16 protein-coding genes and 1 tRNA gene are annotated in these 16,516 nt (G+C 73.5%); 13 read left to right on the top strand and 4 right to left on the bottom strand.

Annotated elements, in window-relative coordinates; all coding sequences use genetic code 11:
* Nucleotides 1-120: 120 nt before the first annotated feature.
* Nucleotides 121-1,539, bottom strand: coding sequence for an aminotransferase class V-fold PLP-dependent enzyme (locus tag AB0E83_RS09635; protein ID WP_362108368.1), 1,419 nt, complete (start codon nt 1,537-1,539; stop codon nt 121-123).
* Nucleotides 1,540-1,676: 137 nt separating this feature from the next.
* Between AB0E83_RS09635 and AB0E83_RS09630 the strand changes: the two genes are divergently transcribed.
* A complete protein-coding gene (locus AB0E83_RS09630) occupies nt 1,677-2,036 on the top strand; it encodes a nuclear transport factor 2 family protein (RefSeq protein WP_362108366.1) in 360 nt (119 codons plus the stop codon).
* Between the two features lie 87 nt (nt 2,037-2,123).
* Here AB0E83_RS09630 and AB0E83_RS09625 read toward each other — a convergent pair whose 3' ends face one another.
* The gene (locus AB0E83_RS09625; RefSeq protein ID WP_362108364.1) at nt 2,124-2,504 is read right to left on the bottom strand and encodes a hypothetical protein; all 381 of its coding nucleotides are present in this window, start codon (nt 2,502-2,504) and stop codon (nt 2,124-2,126) included.
* A 178-nt stretch (nt 2,505-2,682) separates the two neighbouring features.
* On the opposite strand from AB0E83_RS09625, the gene AB0E83_RS09620 reads away from it, so the two are divergent.
* The 3 genes from AB0E83_RS09620 (at nt 2,683) to AB0E83_RS09610 (ending at nt 4,792) form a co-directional block, all read left to right on the top strand.
* Nucleotides 2,683-2,773, top strand: a tRNA-Cys gene (locus AB0E83_RS09620).
* A 234-nt stretch (nt 2,774-3,007) separates the two neighbouring features.
* Nucleotides 3,008-4,093 (top strand): iron-containing redox enzyme family protein, encoded by a 1,086-nt coding sequence (locus AB0E83_RS09615; RefSeq protein ID WP_362108362.1) that lies wholly within the window; start codon nt 3,008-3,010, stop codon nt 4,091-4,093.
* Between the two features lie 3 nt (nt 4,094-4,096).
* Complete coding sequence (locus tag AB0E83_RS09610) at nt 4,097-4,792, top strand: hypothetical protein (protein WP_362108360.1); 696 nt, start codon at nt 4,097-4,099, stop codon at nt 4,790-4,792.
* Between the two features lie 240 nt (nt 4,793-5,032).
* On the opposite strand, the gene AB0E83_RS09605 is transcribed toward AB0E83_RS09610, so the two are convergent.
* Both AB0E83_RS09605 and AB0E83_RS09600 read right to left on the bottom strand, forming a co-directional pair.
* On the bottom strand, nt 5,033-5,182 hold the full coding sequence (locus AB0E83_RS09605) for a hypothetical protein (protein WP_362108358.1): 150 nt from the start codon (nt 5,180-5,182) through the stop codon (nt 5,033-5,035).
* A gap of 106 nt (nt 5,183-5,288) precedes the next feature.
* The gene (locus AB0E83_RS09600; protein ID WP_362108356.1) at nt 5,289-6,302 is read right to left on the bottom strand and encodes a DUF2156 domain-containing protein; all 1,014 of its coding nucleotides are present in this window, start codon (nt 6,300-6,302) and stop codon (nt 5,289-5,291) included.
* Nucleotides 6,303-6,651: 349 nt separating this feature from the next.
* Between AB0E83_RS09600 and AB0E83_RS09595 the strand changes: the two genes are divergently transcribed.
* The 9 genes from AB0E83_RS09595 (at nt 6,652) to AB0E83_RS09555 (ending at nt 16,449) form a co-directional block, all read left to right on the top strand.
* Complete coding sequence (locus AB0E83_RS09595; protein ID WP_362108354.1) at nt 6,652-7,710, top strand: acyl-CoA dehydrogenase family protein; 1,059 nt, start codon at nt 6,652-6,654, stop codon at nt 7,708-7,710.
* 28 nt (nt 7,711-7,738) lie between these two features.
* Complete coding sequence (locus AB0E83_RS09590) at nt 7,739-8,254, top strand: hypothetical protein (protein WP_362108352.1); 516 nt, start codon at nt 7,739-7,741, stop codon at nt 8,252-8,254.
* A complete protein-coding gene (locus AB0E83_RS09585) occupies nt 8,251-8,874 on the top strand; it encodes a flavin reductase family protein (RefSeq protein ID WP_362108350.1) in 624 nt (207 codons plus the stop codon). Before AB0E83_RS09590 ends, AB0E83_RS09585 begins: the two co-directional genes overlap by 4 nt.
* Nucleotides 8,871-9,878, top strand: coding sequence for a VlmB-like protein (locus tag AB0E83_RS09580; protein WP_362108348.1), 1,008 nt, complete (start codon nt 8,871-8,873; stop codon nt 9,876-9,878). The genes AB0E83_RS09585 and AB0E83_RS09580 overlap by 4 nt, the downstream gene beginning before the upstream one ends.
* A gap of 5 nt (nt 9,879-9,883) precedes the next feature.
* Nucleotides 9,884-11,338 (top strand): APC family permease, encoded by a 1,455-nt coding sequence (locus tag AB0E83_RS09575; RefSeq protein WP_362108346.1) that lies wholly within the window; start codon nt 9,884-9,886, stop codon nt 11,336-11,338.
* Nucleotides 11,339-11,504: 166 nt separating this feature from the next.
* Nucleotides 11,505-12,497, top strand: a complete 993-nt coding sequence (locus AB0E83_RS09570; RefSeq protein WP_362108344.1) for a DUF6083 domain-containing protein — start codon at nt 11,505-11,507, stop codon at nt 12,495-12,497.
* Nucleotides 12,498-12,585: 88 nt separating this feature from the next.
* Nucleotides 12,586-13,500, top strand: coding sequence for a hypothetical protein (locus AB0E83_RS09565; protein ID WP_362108342.1), 915 nt, complete (start codon nt 12,586-12,588; stop codon nt 13,498-13,500).
* A gap of 563 nt (nt 13,501-14,063) precedes the next feature.
* A complete protein-coding gene (locus AB0E83_RS09560; RefSeq protein WP_362108340.1) occupies nt 14,064-15,746 on the top strand; it encodes an NAD-binding lipoprotein in 1,683 nt (560 codons plus the stop codon).
* Between the two features lie 184 nt (nt 15,747-15,930).
* Entirely contained in the window at nt 15,931-16,449 is a 519-nt protein-coding gene (locus AB0E83_RS09555) for a HEAT repeat domain-containing protein (protein ID WP_362108338.1), read from the top strand.
* Nucleotides 16,450-16,516: the final 67 nt, after the last annotated feature.

The following is a 16,516-nucleotide window of genomic DNA, read 5'->3' as shown; positions in this document are numbered from 1 at the left end:
ACCCCCCCCTCTCCCCTTGGCCCCGCCGCCCGCCGGGGCGGCCGGACCGCAGGAGGCCCGGGGCCCCCGAGGTCCGCACCGCCCGCTCCGACCCCACCCTTCGCGGGGCCGGAGCGGGCGTCAGGCGGCCCGTGAGGCCGCGCGCTCGGCGGTCACCTCGGCCAGCGCCTCCCGGATCACCGCCACGCTGCGGTCCACGTCCTCCTCGCCGGTGCGCCAGTTGACCACCGAGACCCGCATCGCGGCGCGGCCCTGCCACACCGTCCCGCCGAACCAGCAGACCCCGCTCTCCTGGATCCGCGCGATCACCGCGCGCGTCACCCCGTCGTCGTCACCGAAGCGCACCAGCAGCTGGTTGAGGACCACCTCGTTGAGGAGCTCCACCCCGTCGAGGCCGGCCAGCTGCCCGGCGAACCGGCGGGTCAGCGCGCAGCAGCGCTCCACCATCTCGGCGACGCCCGAGCGCCCGAGCGTCCGCAGCGCCGCCCAGACCGGCAGGCTGCGGGCGCGCCGGGAGAAGTCCGGCACCCACTCGATCGCGTCCCGCTCGCCCGGGGTGGCCGCCGGCAGGTAGCCCGCCCGCTCGTTGAGCATGGCGGCGCGGTGCGCCTCGGGGTGGGCGATCACGACGATGCCGCAGTCGTACGGCACGTTCAGCCACTTGTGGGCGTCCAGCGCCCACGAGTCGGCCCGCTCCACGCCCGCCACCAGGGGCCGCAGCGCCGGGCTGGCCGCCGCCCACAGCCCGAAGGCGCCGTCCACGTGCACCCACGCGCCGTGGCGGTGCGCGATGTCGCAGACCTCGCCGACCGGGTCGATCGCACCGGTGTTGACGTCGCCGATCTGCGCGCAGACGATGACCGGTCCGCTCAGCGGCGCGAGGACGCGCTCCAGCTCGGCGGGGATCATCCGGCCCTTGTCGTCCACCGGCACGTTGCGGATCCGCCCGGAGCCGAACCCGAGGTAGCGGGCGGCCAGGTCGATCGTCATGTGGTGCTGCGCGCCGGCGACGATGTGCACCTCCGGCGCCCCGGGCAGACCGTCGCGCTCCACGTCCCAGCCGGCGTCCGCCAGCAGCTTGTGGCGGGCGGCGGCCAGCGAGGTCAGGTGCGCCATCGTGCAGCCCGTGGGGAAGCCGACCGAGGCGTCCCGCGGCAGGCCCAGCAGGTCCAGCACCCAGGTCGCCGCCACGTGTTCGGCCACCATGACGGCGGGGGAGAGGTTGTAGAGGCTGGCCGTCTGGTCCCAGGCCGAGACCAGCCAGTCGGCGGCGATGGCCACCGGCAGCGTGCCGCCGGTGACGTACCCGAAGTAGCGGGGGCCCGAGGCGGTGGGTATTCCGCCTTCGGTCACGGCCCGGCCCAGGATTTCGACGGTCTCGGTCGCGGAAACGGGTCCCGGGGGCAGCGGCCCGCCGAATGTCTTCAGCAGGTGTTCGGTGCCGGCCGTGGCTCCCACCGGACGTTCCGCGAGGCCCGCCAGATATTCGATGGCCTGTCGATAGGCCAGGTCGAGAGGTGCCTTGTCCGCATCGGTCATGGTGCAACGGTAGGGAGCCGTCGCTGACTTCCGGCTGACGGGCCATCGCGTTCGCTTGGACGAACACACCGTCCTACCGATATGACTTTCCCCAGCGATTCGTTCGCGCCGTGCCCGATGCGAAGAGACGAGGGAAAATGACGTCCGATGAGCAGACCCGCAAAGTTATCGAACAGTTCAACGAGGCCTTCCAGAAGCACGACCCCGCCCTCCTCGGGGACGTGATCGCGGCGGACTGCCGGCTGGAGAACTCCGGCCCGGCCCCCGACGGCTCCCGGCACGAGGGCTATGACGAGTGCCTGGCCTTCTGGTCCTCGATCGCCTCCAACCAGGACGCCGACTTCACCGTCGAGGAGATGTGGGTGGCCGACGAGCGCTCCGTCGTCCGCTGGACCCTGCGCTGGGGCTCCGGCCCGGCCGACTTCGTGCGCGGCGTCAACGTGCACCGGCTCTCCGGCGGCCGGATCGTCGAGAGCTTCGGGTACGTCAAGGGCTGAGGCACGGCATGCCGAAGGGGCGCGGGCCGACGGGCCCGCGCCCCTTCGTGTGGACGCCGCGGCGGCCGGGGGAAGCCGCCACGGCCGCTACTCCAGCTGGGAGACGATCATGACGCAGTCCTCCAGGGCCTCCGTGGCGTGGCCCTTGCCCACGGTGTCCTCCACCAGCTGGGTGTTGCCCGGCGAGAAGGTGCGCCAGCTGCCGTCGCTCACCCCGCACTTGAGCGAGCCGCTGACCAGCGTCATGATCTGGCGGCGCGGCGCCGGGTGGAAGTCGCCCACCCACCCCTTCGGGATGAACAGGTAGACGGCCTGCTTGGCCGGCACGCCCTCGGAGACGTACAGCGACGGAGCCGGCGGCGCGAAGTTCATCGCCGTCACCTCCAGCATCTCGTCGGCGAAGTGCGATTCCCCGCTCTCGTCGTTGTAGAGCCTCGAAACGGGGATTTTCACGGACTCGGCGGTCACCGGAATTCTCCTTGATCAGGCCACTGGGAAACCGGCGGCGCATCAGATCCCGAGCACGCCGGCTGCGTACGCCACTATCCCAACGCCCTTCTGACACGCTCCTGACGGTGCCCGTGCTCAGGAACCGATCAGGAGCGTGTCAGCACACCCGTGCGAAGCTGAAGTCACCGAAAGGCCGGGAGAGGTACCCGAAGCGGCCGAATGGGGTCCGGCGCACATCGCCGCCGGACGGGTTCACGCCCACGCAGGTTCGAATCCTGCCCTCTCCGCCGATGCTCATCCAAAGACACGCGCATTCCGAATTCCCCCGACCCGGATGCGCGTGTCTTTGGCATGACGGCCGATCGGAAGGGATCCGCCCTTCGGCACGCCCGGGAGCGACGGCCCGCCCCGACACCCCCGCGGGCCGGCCCCCGCGCACGGATTCCCGCCGAGCGAGCCGCGTCACGCCCCAGCGCGCACGACGCGCATCGACGTCGATTCCCGACAGACTTGGAGAAGCAGTGCTCAGCAACGACAGTGCCGCCACGTCCACGGCCGCTCCGACCGACCCCATGGCGATCGTCGACGAGATCACGTCCTGGCTGACGGCACCCGCCGACGAGTTCGACCGCGCCCTCGCGGGCGACCGCGAGCGCATCCTCGCCGAGGTCTCCGCCGTCAACGCCGCCGCCGCGGGCACCCCCGGCCCCTCCGCCGACCGGGCCCGCTACGCGCAGCAGCTGCTGCTCTCCCGCATCTACCAGACGGTGATGCAGATACCCGACCACCCCACCGCGGAGGGCTCCGCCCTGCTCCACGAGGTCACCCGCCTGCTGGAGCACGCCACCATCGCGGCCGAGGACGCCCACCTGGAACCGGGCGTCCTCGACGAGGCCCCGGTGGAGCCCAAGCAGTTCCTGTCCTGGCTCAAGGGCATCGTCCGCGGCCACCGCGCCTACAAGCACCCGTACTACACCGAGTTCATCAACCAGGACGCCCAGCGCGAGGACCTGCGCACCTACGTCATCCAGGAGTCGCTGATCGACGGCCGCTTCGACGACTTCCTGGCGATGATGCAGGTCGGCACCGCCGGCGCCAGCAAGATGGAGATCGCCAACAACTACTGGGACGAGATGGGCAACGGCGACCCCGAGGCCGTCCACACCCACCTCTTCAACAAGATCTACGAGGTCTTCGACGTCCGGCCCGAGGACCTCGAAGCCGCGATGACCACCACCGACCTGCACTCCGGCAACCTCGCGGTGCTGCTGTGCCGCTACCGCCACCTCTACCCCGAGGCCGTCGGCTTCCTCGGCATGACCGAGTGGCTCGCCCCGGACCGCTTCCGCAACGTCGTGGAGGCGTGGGAGCGCCTGGGCCTGCCCGAGGTCGGCATCACCTACCACCGGCTGCACATCACCATCGACTCCCAGCACGCCGCGGGCTGGTTCCACAACGTGGTCATCCCCAGCGCGGGCTCGGACCACATGCGGCGCGGCATCGCCCGCGGCGCCCTGTGGCGCGTCAACTCCTCCGCCCGTCACCTCGACGAGCGGCTGGAGCTGGCCCTGTCCACCGAGCGCCGCACGCCCGTCGCCGCAGGCTGAGCCGTGTCCCCGCGGCAGCGCGGCTTCGCGCTCGTCACCCTGCCACCGGTGCCGGAGGCGGTCGCCGCGGGCTTCGGCGCACTGCCGCGCACCGCCCCGGCGGCCCCGGCGGCGCCCGCCGCCCCGGGGCCGCCGGCCGGGGAAGGGCCACCGGCCCTCCCCCCGGGGCGGCCCGCCGGCACCCACCGCTCACCCGGTCTGCGCCTGCGCATGTCCTGGACCGCCGACGACGACTGGCTCTTCCGCCCGCTGCCGCGCCGGCCCGCGGACGGCGCCGAGCGGCGCCTCACCGCGGCCCTGTCCGGGCTGCTGCGCCGAGCCCTGTCCGACCCGTGGCTGGGCGTCCACGAGGACTGGCTGATCAGCCTGCACCACGTCCGCACGGTGGCACCGGCCGGCCGCACCGTCCGGGTGCACCTGCCCGGACCCCGCCCGGAGCCCTGCCCGTACAAGCTCGTCGCGGTCGTCGGCGGCAACGGCACGGGCGCCTGCCACACCCGGCTCTACGCCCCCGGCCGCACCGCCCCCCTGGCCGAGGTGCGGCTCGGTCCCGGCCAGGGCCTGCTGATGGACCGCCACACCGTCACCCTGGACGCCCACGAACTGACCGCCGCCGCGACCGGGCCGGCCGTACGGGACCTGCTCACCGCCTCGGTCTCCCGCTGGACCGGCCCCCCGCCCCCGACGACGCCCGACTGACCGGCCCGCCCCCGCCGGCCCGCACGCACACCGCGCCCGCCGGCCGGACCGCCGACGGCACGCACGAACGCTCCGTCCGCCGACCGGCCCGCCGGCGGCACCCGCGAGAACCGCGCCCGCCGCCCGGCACCGCCGCCGGCACGCACGAACACCGCGGCCCCCACCCCGATCCGGGTGGGGGCCGCGGCCCCGTTCTCCCACGTTCCGCGCCGACGGGACACCCCCGCCGGCGCGGACCTCCTACGACCCCTCGCCGAGCAGCGCGTCCAGCGCGGCCAGACCCGCGTCCGCCCGCTCCGCCGCCGCCGGATCGTCCGGATCGGCCGCGCACGCCTGGAACAGCTCCACGACCAGCCGCCCCTGCGCCTCGATCTCCGCACGCTCCGCCATCGCGCTCACCTCCTCCCCACCGTCGTCACCACACCCGCGCCCGCCCGGGCACCCGCCCCGGCCCGCACGGCCCGCCCGGAAGAACCCGCCGCGGCCGGCACCCGGCTCACACCGCGTTGCACGCTCGGAAGACGTGCACCAGCGCCGGCAGGCTCGCCGCGCCCTGGAACGCGATGTACTCCGGCAGCACCACCTGCGGCGCCCACTTCAGCTTGTAGTCCAGCTGCGTCCGCGCCGGGTAGATGTGCGCCCCGTGCTCCCACAGGTGCTCCATGAACCAGTGGAACGCCTTGCTGTGGCCCGGGAACCGCGGTGCCGTCAGCGACGTGAACGGCGTGAAGCCGAAGTGCAGCCAGCGCGTCCCCTCCTCCTGGAAGACGTCGATCGCCGCCTTGTTCACCGCCTCCATCACCCCCGGCGGGGAGTCCGGCACCCGCCGGCTCAGGTCGTGCATCCACCCGGCCCGGGACCCGTACACCGGCGCGTACGACACGTACCCGATCAGCTCGTCGTCCCGCCGCGCCACGAACAGCCGCCGCAGGTCCTGGTGACGTCCGCCGGTCTGGCCGACCAGGAACTCCAGCGGCTTCACCCCCTCGCCCTTGGTCGTCAGCCACGCGGCGTCCAGCTTCTCGACCCGCTCCGCCCAGTCCTCGTACGGGACCTCCTCGACGACCAGACCGGCGCGCAGCGCCCGCTTGATCTTGTTGCGCAGCTGCATGAACCGGGTCCCGGCCAGGGTGAACTCGGCCAGGTCGACCGCGTACGAGGAGCCCATCTGGTTCACCGTGAACCCGTGGTCCACGAAGAGCCGCGCGTCGCCGGACTGCACCTGGACGGAGACGATCCGCCGGCCCTGACGCTCGGCGTGCGCGAGGAAGCCCCGCATCAGCCGCTCCCGCGCCCCGGCCGGCCCCCCGGGCGCGAACGGCGCGAACGGACCGCCGAACTGCACCAGATAGCGGCCCACCGGCCGGTACACGATCAACCCCGGCACGTCCGGCAGCCGGAAATAACTGTTGCCGTCATTGAAAGCGAAATAGGCGCTCGGGTTGTCGGCCTCCGCGTACTGGCGGACGGCATCCAGTGCGATATCCGTTTCCAGGATTGCTCCGGTCATGTGAGATCCATTCTCCAGCCGACAGTGCCGTCACTTATCCCACGCCCCCGAAGCGGCCCGCAAGACCCCGGCCCCTCCGGTCAGCCGGCGGTCAGACGCACGTCAGGGACAGGGCCGCCAACAGCCCCCGGAACCCGGCAGATTGCAGGGTCAGAGCCATGTCAGGACAGGGTCAGACGTCGGGTGTCACACTTCTGAGCGAATATTCGACACGTCATTCCTCGCCTTTCCGAGGAGAACTCCCAGTTTGTTCGAGGAGAACACGAGAATGCGCTCCCTGACGACGGCGCGGGATGTCTGCGAAAGATTCCACAAAGGGCTTCTCGAAGCGATCGAGAGCATTCCGCTGATGGAACGGGAGGCCGCCGCCAGCCCGGTGCTGGAGCTCTACCGCACCCACGGCGGCCCCTCCCTGCTCGTCCCGGCCGCGTACGGAGGCCAGGCAGCGAGCCCGCTCGAAGCCGTACGGGTGCAGCGCGCGATCGCCGCCGCCTCTCCGTCCCTCGGCGTGGCCACCGTGATGCACCACTTCACCGTCGCGATGCTCTTCCGCCTCGCCGGCATCGCGGCCCGGCTCACCCCCGCCCAGCTGGAGCTGCTCTCCTCGGTCGCCCCCGAGAACCTGCTGCTCGCCTCCGGATGGGCCGAGGGCCGCACCGACCAGAACATCCTGGCGCCCTCCGTCACCGCCGAGCGCACCCCCACCGGCTACCGCGTCAACGGCTCGAAGAAGCCCTGCAGCCTCTCGCACTCCATGGACGTCCTCACCGCCAGCGTCATGCTCAAGCAGGACGACGGCACCTCCTGCCTGTCCCTGATGCTGATCCCCGCCTCCTCACCCGGCGTCAGCACCACCCCGTTCTGGTCCACGCCCGTCCTGGCCGCCACCCAGAGCGACGAGGTCCGCCTCACCGACGTCGAGGTGCCCGAGGACCTCGTCATCGTCAGCACCCCCGAGGACCACGACCGCCTGGACGACCTCCAGGCCGGCGGGTTCACCTGGTTCGAGCTCCTCACCACCGCCGCCTACACGGGCGCCGCCTCCGCCCTCGTCGACCGCGTCATGACCGCCCGCCGCGGCAGCGCCGCCGACCGCGCCACCCTCGGCACCCGCTTCGACGCCGTCGTCGGCCTCGTCGAGGGCGCCGCCCGCGCCCTGGAGGACGGCGTGGACGGCGACGAGGCCGTCGCCGCCGTCCTCACCGCCCGCTACGCCGCCCAGGACCTCCTCGCCACCCTCGTCGACCAGGCCGTGGAAATGCTCGGCGGCATGTCCTACATCCGCTCCGGCGAGGTCGCCTACCTGGCCTCCGTCGTCCGCGCGCTGGCCTTCCACCCGCCCTCCCGCGCCAGCGTGGCGGCCGAGCTGGCCGACTACTTCGCCGGCAGCCCGCTGCGGCTGTCCTGATCCGACCACGCCCGACGGAAGGTCACCCATGGACATCAAGAACCCGGTCGAGTCCCGCGTCACGTTCACCCTCCACCGCGCCGAGTACCTGGTCGCCTTCGCCGTGACGATCGTCCTGATCCTGCTGCACTTCACGGAGATCCGCTGGGGCTACGCCATCGCGCTGTTCCTCTACATCGACCTCATCGGCTACATCCCCGGCGCGATCGCCTTCCGCCGCAGCAGGACCGGCCGCATCCCCAAGGCGTACTACGTCCTGTACAACACGATGCACAGCCTGATCACCGTCGGTGCCGTCGCCGCCCTGTGGATGTGGTTCATCGGCCCCGAATGGGCCCTGCTGGCCCTGGCGTTCCACGTCTTCGGCGACCGCGGGGTCTTCGGCAACTTCTACAAGCCCTTCGGGCTGCCCTTCGAGCCCGTCTCCACCCCCCAGGTCGACCAGGTCACCGCCTTCCTCAAGCGCCGCGCCAGCACCGACGGCCCCGTCCCGCTGCCGCTGCCGGAGGACCACGACGCCGCCGCCGTCGGAGCCCACCGATGACCCGTCACCCCACCGGGCTGACCGACCGCCCCCCGACCGCCCCCGCGGGACCCGCGGACCCCGCCCCGGACCGGGCCGCCGACTTCACCCACCCCGACCAGGCCCGCCAGGCCCTGCGCCGCCTCACCTCCGGCATCACGGTCCTGACCGTCAACCGCGACGGCGTCCGCCACGGCACCACCGCCAGCGCCGTCGTCGCCCTCTCCCGCGACCCGCTGATCCTCGGCGTGGGCCTGCGCCCCACCTCGACGTTCGTCACCATGGCCCGCTGGTCCGGCCGGTTCGCCGTCAACGTCCTGTCGGCCGCGCAGCACGACACCGCCCACAGCTTCGCCGACCCGCGCCGCCCCCTGGGCGACGCCCAGTTCGCCGGCCACGGATGGACCACCGACCCCCTCAGCGGCGCGCCCCTGCTGGACGGCTGCCTGTCCCACATGTCCTGCCGGATCCTCGGCCGGCACCGGGTCGGCGACCACGACCTCCTGCTCGCCGAGGTCGTCGGCGGCGCCCACCACCCGCACGCCCCCCTCCTCAGCTTCGCCGGCACCACGCACACCCCCACCCTGACCCCCGCCCCGCCGGCTCCCGCGTCCGCCCCTTCCCACAGCGAGGTGTCATGACCACCGACATGCAGCCCACCCCCGACCCGGCCCCGGTCCCGGTGGAGGCCGACTGGGACCTGGCCCCGAACCTCCTGGACGGCGCGCAGGAGCTGACCCTCACCGCCGAGGAGTGCGACCTGGGCTACTGGCTCTCCGCGGTGGCCCAGGGCACCCTGCGCGGCGGCCGGGCCGAACGCGGCCACGCCGCGGCCACCCCCGACCACATGCGCGCCGACGGCCCGCTGCGCCAGGCCCTCGTCCTGGAGCTCGGCAACCGCTCCCTGGCCGAGTCCCGCGCGGTCGGCGTGCTGTCGAACTACGTCATCGGCGCCCCCGGCGTCGTCGAGCAGGAGTTCTTCGTCACCCAGGTCGTCGACGAGGCCCGGCACGCGATGATCTTCCGCAAGCACCTGGTCGACCTCGGCGTCCCCGAGCAGGACCTGCTCGGCTTCATCGCCCGCCAGGGCGAGGACTACACCCGGCGCGTGCTCAACCCGATCGCCGAGTTCGCCACCACCGTCGTCCGCGACGAGGGCGACTTCATCGGCGCGGTCGCCGTCTTCACCATCGTCATCGAGGGCGTCCTCGCCCCCGCCGCCGAGCTCAGCGAGCGCAAGTGGACGCTCCTCGACCCGGCCGCGTCCGAGATCGCCCGCGGCGCGTCCATCGACGAGATCCGCCACCTGACCGTGGGCAGCTCCATCGTCCGCGACCACCTGAAGCACCACCCCGGCTACCGCCCCCGCCTGATCGAGCTGATCCGCCGCGGCCGCGCCCTGTGGGACGAGCTGCCGTCGAAGGAGTTCGTCCTGGAACGCGAGGAGCTGTTCCAGCAGGGCATGTTCCAGCACGCCGCCCTCCTCGACGGCTACGAGGTCTTCCCCGGCTGCCGGCTGCTGGAGACCACTCCCGAGCAGCGTTACGACCTCGCCGAGCGCTGGACCGACGACATGGCCGAGATCCGCCTGCCCTACATGGGCATCCCCGAGGCCGTCGACCTCATCCGCACCCACCCGAGGTGACAGGGGTGACCTCCACCACCACGAACACCGGGGCCGGCACCGCGCACTCCGCGCGGCCGCCGGCCCTGCGCCGCACCCTGACCACGGGCCGCATCGTCTTCCTCGTCGTCGCGGCCGCGGCCCCCATGTCGGGCGTCGTGGGCTCGGTCCCGCTGGCCTACGCCCTGGGCAACGGCCCCGGCGTCCCGGCGACCTTCGTCCTGGCGGGCCTGACCCTGCTGTGCTTCTCCGTCGGCTACGCCGCCATGAGCCGCCACGTCGTCAGCACCGGAGGCTTCTACACCTACATCGGCCAGGGCCTGGGCCGCCCCCTCGCGGTCGCGTCCGGCCTGACCGCGGTCCTGGCCTACACCGCGACGGCCGCCGGGGTCGCCGGCGCCTTCGGCTACTTCGCCGAACTCACCGCCGCCTCCCACGGCCTGACCCTGCCCTGGCAGGCCGCCACCGGCACGGCCCTGGCGGTCACCGCCCTCATGGGCTACCGCCAGATCGACCTCAGCGCCCGCCTGCTGGCCGTGCTGACCCTCGCCGAGATGGCGATCCTGCTCGCCCTCACCCTCGCCATCGGCGTGCGCGAGGGCCCCGCCGCGTTCCCCGCGGCCTCCTTCACCCCCCACACGGTCCTGACCCCGACCCTGGGCGTGGCCCTGATGTTCGCCCTGATCTCCTACGTCGGCTTCGAAGCGGCCGCCCAGTACGGCGAGGAGAGCCGCCACCCCACCCGCAGCGTCCCCGTCGCCACCTACACCTCCGTCATCCTCATCACCGCCTTCTTCGCCCTCACCAGCTGGGCCGGCGTCGGAGCGGCCGGCCCGGACCGCCTGACCGCCACCCACCAGCTCGGCGACTTCTTCTTCCGGCTCGGCGACACCTACCTGGGCCCCGCCGCCACCACCGCCATGCAGGTCCTGCTGTGCACGAGCCTGTTCGGCGCCCTGCTGGGCCTGCACACCACCGCCGACCGCTACCTCTACGTCCTCGGCCGCGAACGGATCCTGCCCGCCCCCCTCGCGGCGATACACCCCCGCCACCACTCCCCCCACCGCGCCAGCGCCGCCCTGACCGCGGTCACCACCCTGATCTGCGCGGGCTTCGCCCTGGCCGGCGCCCACCCCTACACCACCCTGGCCACCACCATGCTGGCCCTGGGCACCGTCGGCATCGTCGCCCTCCAGACGGCCGTGGCCCTCGCCGTCATCGGCTTCTTCCGCACCCGCCCCGACCGCCACTGGTGGCGCACCCTCACCGCCCCCCTCCTCGCCGCCACCGCCCTCACCACGGCCCTGACCCTGCTCCTGTCCAACTTCCCCCTGATCACCGGCACCACCTCCCCCTGGATCAACCGCCTCCCCTGGCTCCTCGCCGCCACCGCCCTGGCCGGCCTCTGCCACGCCGCCTGGATCCGCCACCGCGACCCCGCCCGCTACACGACCCTCGCGAAACCCTCCGCCACCCCCTGAGCCCCCGCCCCTCGCCCCTCGTCCCCGGACGGCCACCGCCCACCCGCGAACTCCCCTTCCCGCTCCCGGCGGCGACAAGAGGATCGGTGCACGCCCCCGGCCGAACGCCCTGGAATATCCTTCACGTTCACGGGCGCGCCCCGCAGTACCGGATCGAGGAACAGCCGTGTCGTTGCACCTGCACCGTTCGAACCAGACCCGACTGCTTCGCCGCATGGCCGCGGACCGCTGCAAGTACTGCGGTACGCCGATCGAGTGGTTCGAACGGTACGACACGCTCCGGATCCCGCTGTCGCCGGAGTTCCCGGCACGGCCGGTCCCCCCGAAGATGCGGTGGCACCTGGCCAAGGGGGTCGCCTACCCGGGGCAGGACCCCTCCACCGGGTACTGCCGCATCCCGCACCCGGCGATCTGCCCGGCCGCCGAACACCCCGACCTCCCCGACGAGCTCCAGGACGTGGTGGCCCGACTGGCGGTACGGATGCGCGGCCGCATCGAGCGGGGCGAGTTCGCCCCGCACATCGAGCCCGTCATCGAGGAGCAGGTCGCCGGCCCCGACCCGGAGGAGACCCAGGAGGTGCGGCACGTCATCTCCTACTACGGGACGCTGCGGCTGGCCCCGTGCGAGGTCCATGAACTGCGGTGCATCTCGACCGACCTCCGGACGGGGGAGCGCTGCGAGAACGGCGTCTTCGACCTCGACGAGGGCAAGTGGGAAGAGGTCGACATCCCGCACGCCCCCGGCCGGCACGGACAGCAGATCTTCTCCGTCACCGGCGGCCGGATGTGGGCCTGGGTCGTCAACGACTTCAACCACCTGCGCCGCTGGTGGAAGCAGCAGTGTGTCGACCACTTCGGCTCCGGCGCACCCGACCACGTCACCTTCGAGCTGATCCAGTTCCACCCGCTGCTCCACGACGACCACATCCTGACCGAGCGGCCCGAGGGCTACGAACGCGAGCCGACCGGGCAGGACATCGTCATCCACGACGGCCCGACCGGCGACAACACCCTGTGCGCGTCCCCCGGATGCTGGCACTCGACCGTGGGCAGGCAGCCCGAGGGCTGGCGGTGCTGGGAGTGCGAGCGGGTGGAGCAGCGCAGGACCCGGGTCCACCGCCGGTGGGGCCGGCCCGCCTCCGGCCCGTCTCCGTGGTGACCTGTGCATGACGTCCGCCCCGGCTGGGCAGTCTCCGCATTCGACCCGCATGCGGCACACCGCCCCCAGCTCCCGGAGTGAGGACCTGTTGACCAGCACCACCGGATCGTTCGACGAGCGGTCCCGGACGCCGCGCGATCCGCGAGACCCGATCCCCACCCCCTGGGAGTCCTTCTCCGCCGTCGCCGAGCTGATCCACCGGCACAAGGTCGGCGTCGTCGTGGAACACGGCACTCCCGAGGCTTCCCTGGGCACGGACCTCGCCGTCCACGCGGCCGAAGCCGGGATCCCCACCCTGCTGTGCACCCCGCGCCGGCCCCTGGAGGTGCCGCCCCTGCTGCTGGTGGACACCCACGCCCGCCCCACCACCTCCCGCATCGACGAACGCCTCCGGACGCAGCACCGGGGGAGGGAGTTCGAGTTCCTCGTCGTCGAGCACTACGAACGGCTGGGCCCCGACGAATACCCCTTCGCGGACCGGTACGACCCGATCGACGACCTGGACCACGAACCCCCCACACCGGCGGACGAACTGCTGAGGGCCGTCCAGATGCTCAGGACCGACATCCCCTCCCTCTTCACCACCGCCCTGCCCACCACCCCCGACACCTCCCGCTCCCTCCTGGAGACCTTCCCCGCCGACCACCCCGCGTCCGTCCTGACCGACGCCTGCAAACCGGTTCTCACCCTCCACCGCACCGACCCGCGCACCGTCCGGGCCCGCGTCGACCTCAGCTCCCACCCGGGACCGCAGCTCGTCACCCTCTCCTGGCCGACGGCCCCGGCCATGCGCACCCTGGCCGAACTCCGCCACGCCCTCACCGTCCACGGCGCCGCCGGCGACCGCGACCGCTTCGACGCCGAACTCGACACCGTCGCCCTCGACGACCCCGACCAGCTCACCGGCATCGTGCGGACCTACCGCCGGCGGGTGATCCGGAGAACGACCGCGACGATCCTCCCGACCCAGCACACGGACGAACAGGAAAACCACCAGGGGTGAGCGACCCAACGCTCACGCCGCAGACCGCTTCGCCCCGGCCGCGGCGCGCCCTCCGGGCCGCGTGCCGGCGCGCGGCACGCCCCCAGGAGACTCCCCGGCCCGCAAGCGCCGACTGACACCGTCCCCGCCCCCGCCATGAGCCACCAGCGGCACCACGACCACCCGGCCCGCCGGACGTCCGGCACGTTCATGGGCCTGGGCCTGGGACTGGACCTCGACGGAGCCTCGTACCTCCGGAGCCGGTCGCGACGGGGACCGGCGCGCCCCGGCGCGCGCCGCTCGAACGCCTGCCTCCCGCGCGCTTGCCCGAAAGGATGAACAGCGGCGGTCGGCGGCGTTTCGCGTCGGAGCCGCCGTCACCCTGCTGCCGTGCGTAAGGAGCGCGAGTCCACGGTCCCTTCCCAGCGGACGCCCCGGCGTCCCCGGCCCGTCGCCGGACGGCCCGTCCGGCCGGTGCGACCACCGGTGGCCGAGCCGGGCCTGCGGGCCCGGGCCCGCTACTGGGTCGACCGGACCGTGGTGCGCGGGATGACCGCCCTCGTCGGCTGGCCTGCCTCGGCCTGGTGGCCCCCGTCAGCGCCCTCCTCGTCTGGACCGACAGCAAGGCCCCGGACACCCTCCAGGGGAAGGCCGCCACGATCTGGCGGACCGTCGGCCAGACCCTCCGCTTCGGCGGCGAGGTGGGCCCGCCGCTGCGGATGGTCCTCTCCGTCTTCCTGGCCCTGGTGTCCCTGCTGTACGTCTCCTTCCTCGTCGGCATCGTCACCACCGCCCTCACCGACCGCCTCGCCGAGCTGGAACGCGGCCAGACCACGGTGGTCGAGCGCGGCCACACCCTGGTCCTCGGCTGGTCCGAGCAGACCCCGACCGTCGTCGCCGAACTGCTGGCCGCCCACGCCCAGCACGGCCGGGGCGCCGTGGTGGTCCTCGCGGACCGCGACAAGGGGGAGATGGAGCGGGAGCTGCGGGACGTCCTGCCGCCCCGCGCCCGGGTGCGGCTGCTGTGCCGCCGGGGCCGCCCCGCCGACCCCGGCGCGCTGGCCCGGGTCACCCCCGCCGCCGCCGGGGCGGTGGTCGTCCTGCCGCCGGACGCCCCCGGCGCCGACGCCGAGGTGACCAGGGCGCTCCTGGCATTGCGGGCGGTGGTGGGGGAGGGGTGCCCGGTACGGATCGTGGCGGCCGTCGGGGACGGCGCCCACCTGGCCACGGCCCGCCTCGCCGCCGGGCCCGGCGCGGTGGTCCTGGACGTCGACGACCTCGCCGCCCGGCTGATCGTCCAGTGCGTCCTGGAGCCCGGCCTCGCGCCCGTCCTGGAGGACCTGCTGGACTTCGCCGGCGCGGAACTCCACGTCCTCCGCCCGCCCGGCCTCCCGGGCCGGCGCTACGGCGAACTCGCCGCCGCCTGCCCGGACTCCTGCGCCGTCGGCATCGTCCGCGCGGACGGCACCCCGCACCTCAACCCGCCCCCGCAGACCGTCCTGGCCCCCGGCGACGGCCTCGTCGTCCTGGCCGAGGACCACCGGGCGACCGTCCTCCCCGCGGCGCCGGCGCCCGGCCCCGCGGCCGTCCCCCTCCCCACCCGGCCCCGGACCGCCGCCGCTCCCCGCCGGGCCCTCGTCCTGGGCTGGAACCGCCGGGGCGAACGCGTCCTGGAGGGCCTGGCACGGGGCGGGGTCGCGGCGGTGCGGGACGACGGCGCCGGCCGGCCGGCGACACCGGAGGCGTACGACCACGTGGTGGTCCTCGCGGGACCGGACGGCGACGGGCACCCCGACCCCGACACCCCGGCCCTCGAAGCCCTGCTCCACCTCCGGGCGCGCGCCCGGGAGTCGGGCCACAGCGTGCCGGCGGTGGCCGAGCTCACCGACGCCCGCAACCGACGGCTGGCCCCCGCCGGACCCCGCACCGACCTCCTGCCCACCGGCCGGCTCGCCGCCCTCCTGATCGCCCAGGTCTCCCAGGACGTCCACCTCGCGGCCGCCTTCGAGGCGCTCTTCGCGGCCACCGGCGACGGCGTCCGCCTCCGCCCCGCCACCGACTTCGTCCCGCCCGGCACCGAGGCCCCTTTCGGGTCCCTCGTCACCGCCGCCGCCCGCCACGGCGCCGCCGCCATCGGCCACCGTCCCCGCGACGCCCCCCGCCCCCGCCTCAACCCGCCCAAGACCGAGACCCGTCGTTGGGGCGCCGGAGACGTCCTGATCGTCGTCGGCCCGCCCCTGGGACGTCTCCCGGAGCAACGCCCCTGACCGGCACCTCTCCTCGCCCGGTACGACCGCCGGCCCTTCGGCTCCCGCTCACCGCGCACGCACTCGTTAGGGTGCATCCAGGCCCTGGGACGTTCAGCGACGTCGCGGGGGAACACCGGCCTGGCGGCCGTGACGCGCTCAAGCCCTTCGACGAGGGCACCACCGCAGGGGAGGCGGTCAGGAGATGACCCCCGAGGAGCAGGACCTGGTCATGGGCCTGGTGTTCGTACCGGGCGAAGGCCGCAGGCACACGCTCGACGAGGTGCTCGCCCACTTCGGCGAGCCCGACGGAGAGGCCCTGGCGCTGAGGGTGCTCCGGGACGCCATGGAGCGCCGGGACGCCGACGACGTCGAGATGGCGCTCATCCTCCACGCCGCCGCCGACGCCTCGGCCGAGGAGTTCCTGGAACCGCTGACCGAGCTCTTCCCCGCCGACTGGCACCGAGGCCACGAGGACATCGTGACCATCCTGGGCAGGTTCCGCTCGCCCCGGACGGTGCCGACGCTGGCCCTGGCCACCCACTGGGTCCCCGAACGCCTGGACTGGGACGAGAACCGGGCGCTCGCGGTGAAGGCGATCTGGGCCCTCGGCGCCGTCCCCGGCCCGGAGGCCCGGGACGTCCTCGACGGCCTGCGCGAGGCCGAGAACGAGATCATCCGCGAGAACGCGCTGAAGCAGCTCGCACGCCGCGGCGAACTCTGACCGCGGAGCCGCGACCGCTCACCCGGAGCGCCCAACCGATCCCACCAGGACTCCCTGTACCACAACC

The sequence above is a fragment of the Streptomyces sp. NPDC035033 genome (assembly GCF_040636735.1).
Taxonomy (GTDB): Bacteria; Actinomycetota; Actinomycetes; order Streptomycetales; family Streptomycetaceae; genus Streptomyces.
Note: the sequence above shows the minus strand (reverse complement) of the source record. Positions and strands in the feature narration are given on the sequence as shown.

Bases quoted from the DNA above. Each gene is read 5' to 3' on its own strand.
- AB0E83_RS09635 (WP_362108368.1), bottom strand. From the start codon at position 1,539: ATGACCGATGCGGACAAGGCACCTCTCGACCTGGCCTATCGACAGGCC.
- AB0E83_RS09630 (WP_362108366.1), top strand. From the start codon at position 1,677: ATGACGTCCGATGAGCAGACCCGCAAAGTTATCGAACAGTTCAACGAG.
- AB0E83_RS09605 (WP_362108358.1), bottom strand. From the start codon at position 5,182: ATGGCGGAGCGTGCGGAGATCGAGGCGCAGGGGCGGCTGGTCGTGGAG.
- AB0E83_RS09600 (WP_362108356.1), bottom strand. From the start codon at position 6,302: ATGACCGGAGCAATCCTGGAAACGGATATCGCACTGGATGCCGTCCGC.
- AB0E83_RS09595 (WP_362108354.1), top strand. From the start codon at position 6,652: ATGGAACGGGAGGCCGCCGCCAGCCCGGTGCTGGAGCTCTACCGCACC.
- AB0E83_RS09590 (WP_362108352.1), top strand. From the start codon at position 7,739: ATGGACATCAAGAACCCGGTCGAGTCCCGCGTCACGTTCACCCTCCAC.
- AB0E83_RS09585 (WP_362108350.1), top strand. From the start codon at position 8,251: ATGACCCGTCACCCCACCGGGCTGACCGACCGCCCCCCGACCGCCCCC.
- AB0E83_RS09580 (WP_362108348.1), top strand. From the start codon at position 8,871: ATGACCACCGACATGCAGCCCACCCCCGACCCGGCCCCGGTCCCGGTG.
- AB0E83_RS09555 (WP_362108338.1), top strand. From the start codon at position 15,931: ATGACCCCCGAGGAGCAGGACCTGGTCATGGGCCTGGTGTTCGTACCG.